Source organism: Microcoleus sp. PH2017_12_PCY_D_A (assembly GCF_020738565.1).
Classification (GTDB): Bacteria; Cyanobacteriota; Cyanobacteriia; order Cyanobacteriales; family Microcoleaceae; genus Microcoleus.
The window spans coordinates 1-3,509 of record NZ_JAEQCI010000242.1; the positions used below are offsets into that span (position 1 = coordinate 1).

3 protein-coding genes are annotated in these 3,509 nt (G+C 40.7%); all 3 read right to left on the reverse strand.

Going from position 1 to position 3,509, the window contains the following annotated elements; translation table 11 throughout:
* Positions 1-105: 105 nt before the first annotated feature.
* Positions 106-330 (reverse strand): hypothetical protein, encoded by a 225-nt coding sequence (locus JGK39_RS33220; RefSeq protein WP_293299053.1) that lies wholly within the window; start codon positions 328-330, stop codon positions 106-108.
* Between the two features lie 227 nt (positions 331-557).
* A complete protein-coding gene (locus JGK39_RS33225; RefSeq protein ID WP_366049603.1) occupies positions 558-1,769 on the reverse strand; it encodes an alpha-amylase family glycosyl hydrolase in 1,212 nt (403 codons plus the stop codon).
* 371 nt (positions 1,770-2,140) lie between these two features.
* The gene (locus tag JGK39_RS33230; protein WP_293322672.1) at positions 2,141-3,343 is read right to left on the reverse strand and encodes an ISL3 family transposase; all 1,203 of its coding nucleotides are present in this window, start codon (positions 3,341-3,343) and stop codon (positions 2,141-2,143) included.
* Between the last annotated feature and the right edge of the window lie 166 nt (positions 3,344-3,509).

Here is a 3,509-nt window from a genome sequence, read left to right on the forward strand (position 1 = left end):
GAAAGATTAGCTATTTGACGGAGACAGCATTTTTCAAATAATGGAGATAATCGAGTAGATTTCTTGAACTCTAATTTTTCGGCCTGTTTTTCAGTAATTCTTAGTTCACCAATACAGCTTTTTACTGTGCGCGGTCGTCCTTGTTCTGTTCCTGTTGCTTGTTTGATAAAAAAAACCGATTTGTGGCCCCACTTTTTCTAGCCATTGTTGCCTGAGATGGTTGTCAATATTTTCCAGACTGGTCAGTTCACAAGGGGGTGTATTGTTATACAAAATTTTAGCAATTTCTGCCGTACAGGATTGCAACCGTTCTAGTTCTTCAGGGGTCATGGCTCTTTTTCTCGACTTTTTTTGACGCTTTTATTGATTTTAACTATTTTACGCTTATACCAATTTTTTATGAGGCTGCTCCCACATTAAGAATCCGATCCCCCCTAGCCGAGGGCGGGCACGCACCATCCACCGCCCCTACATTCGGGGGGAATAAGATTCCGATCGACAGTCCCCGCAACCTCGGCGGGGGATGCGAGGAGGATCGAGATATGTGCAACTTCACATTAAATTGGTATTATTCGGATATTTACAAAACCGGGATGCTCCCCTAAATAATTGATAACATTTGTTGTGTTTTGATAGCCTTGTTCTGTGGCATCGAGAACTTGCTTGAGCTTGGCGATATCGAAACTATTCCCGGCGAGATTTTCGAGGGCAAAAATCCGAAAACTTTCGCGCCAGCAGCCGTCCATCGGCCCGTCCGCCGCCACGAGTTCGGGAAGTTCGGGAATGTGTTCTGCGATGTTATAAAATGGCTTGTCGCCGGCGGTTTTTTTGGCTTCGGCAGTTATCCAGTGCAGGAAATCTCTATTTTCCAACTGCCGCACTGCGTCGTAGCGAATGCCGTCGATTTGATATTCAAGAATCCAGAAATTAACGACATCGCCGATGAATTTCCAAGCGGGACGGATGCCGAGTTTTGGGTCGAAGTTTTCGTAGTTAAACTCGGGGCCCCAGTAGTTAGCGGGGTCGTCGGGATAGTGTTTGTCCTCGTAGTACCAATAATTGCGATCGATTAGCAATAAGGGACATTCTTCGTCGCAGTGGTTGTAAATGCCGTCCAGGAGCACTCGGATGCCCCGTCCGTGGCACTCGTCAATCAATTGCTTCAAATCTGCGGCCCGGCCGTAGCTGGACTCTACAGCGAAGAAATCGCGGACTTTGTAGCCCCAGCTATAATCGCCCGGATATTCATTAACTGGCATTAGTTCGATCGCATTTATCCCCAAATCCCCCAGATAATCTAATTTCGCGATTACCTGCTGAAACTTACTGCTGCGATCGGAACCATCGGCGCCACAAAAATCAGCCGCGTGCAGTTCGTAAATCACTAATTCTTCATTCTCGGGGAGTGCCGTGTCGTCATGTTTCCATACATAAGTATCAATAATTCGCTCTCCGGCTTTGATGCGGATTGTACTGGTATGAGTAGCGCGGTCAATCTCAGTAGCGTAAGGGTCATTAACTTCTACCCATTCGTCCGGTTCAAAACAAGGACTCTGGGACTGAAGTCGGAACTTGTATTGATAAATACCGTCTGCTAGCTGAATTTGAGTGCGGAAAAAACCTCTACGATCTTTTTCTAAGGGAATTTCTTCCCATTTGGAAAAGGAGCCGAGCAGTGTAGCTGCTGCGTTGTTAGGAGCCAAGAGTTTGAATTCAATTGCAGCGGCAATGAATACCTTATGTGCAAAACTTATAACTGTGATTAGTATTGATTTTTACAATTTTGCAAATCTGCCGCCATCGTTCTTAAGAGTTAAACCGTAACTCTGATGTTGTAAGGTGCTGGTGTGCATTGGTGTCAACAAGAGCTGCGAACGCAGTCAGAGACTGCTGTGAAGGGCGATTCAGACGGCAGATCCCCCCTAGCCCCCCTTAGGTCGCAGGGTGGATTAATTGTCAGGGGGGAATGTATGATAGAAAAGGTAATCAAGTCTGCCCCGCCCGGGTAGACTATCAAGGGTAGAATGAATCAACAATGAATTTAATTGAAGCAATTAAATCTGTTCCGGATCATAGACATTCGAGAGGTATTAGACATGAACTTTGGGGTTCTTCCTTACTTAGTATGCTAAACTAACAATTAAAATGCTTGCGTAAGCAGACATCTATTTTTGTAATTTTCAAAATTCCTAAAGCCATAGGCAGAACGTTTTATTAACTTAAGCTTGTTGTTAACACCCTCAACAATGCCACTTGTTGTCCTATTATCAAAGTAAGCAATTATTTCGTCAAGCCAATTGGTAATCTGCCCGATCCCAATTCTCAACAATCCCCTCAGCCAATCTGTTTTTTCGTTTTCAAATATTTGCCGGAATTTTTCTTTCAATTTATGCATTTCTGCAAGGTTGGGACACACTTTTTTGACCTCCATTAATTTGATATTTTGCTTTTCATTTAAATTTTCTTGATTCTTTAGTAATGAATATTTACTGTCTTTTATTCCCTCTAATATCTCTTGATATTCTCCTGCTTTTTTGCAAGATTTTGATTTTTTAGTTAAATCTATTACTTGCCTTTTTTCGTGCTTTCTCTGTGTATCTAATTCTTTGTTGACTTGTACCATTACATGAAATCTGTCTGCTACTACTTGAGCATTTGGCATCAGTCTTTTTACTAAAGTTTTATAACCTTCCCACAAATCTATACTTACTTCTTCTATATTTTCTAATATCTTTGAACCCCAGGATTGAAGCACTGGCTCAATTTCAGCTTGCGTCCTTCCTTTAATAATTGCAATCAATTCAGATATTTCTAAATCGATTAATACGGCACAGTAATTTCCTTGACCTTTTATTAAAGCTATTTCATCAATTCCTAGTCTTTTTAAATTTGATGGCTTTGATGGTAATTCTCGTGAAGCATCTGACAACATTCTTTCTATTTCTTCAGTCGTTACTACTCCTTGTTTTGCTACACTACTAATATCACTTGATAAAACTAATTTGATCGTAGCATCTGCCAGTCGTTTTGTATAAGTTCTCCGGTTATTCACAAAGTCCAATTTTTCGCTAAATGGTTTGCCACATTTTTTACATTTAAACTGTCGCCTATTTATTTCTAAAAATACTGGCTGCTCTCCCCAGGATAAATCTTTGACTACGTATCGATGATTTTGATGTAATCTATTACTTTTTGTCCCGCAATGATGACAATGACTTTCTCCCTCGGTTGACTCCACTTGTAATATTATTCCAATTCCTGGTAGTTGATTCATTTTAGTTACTTTAATTCCTTGTATATTCAGGAGTTCTGTTAAAACTTTAGTACCTTTTTTTGTGCTCATGATTGTAATTTGCTTTCAAAAACCAAGAGTGACTATTTATAATTAACACTTAAATCTGCCCCAATGTCAAGCCTGACAAGGACTTGATCTGACGAAGTGACATACTTTTTCAATTTATTTGACTGATTTAGCTATTGATTTAGCATACCAAGTAAGGAAGAACCAA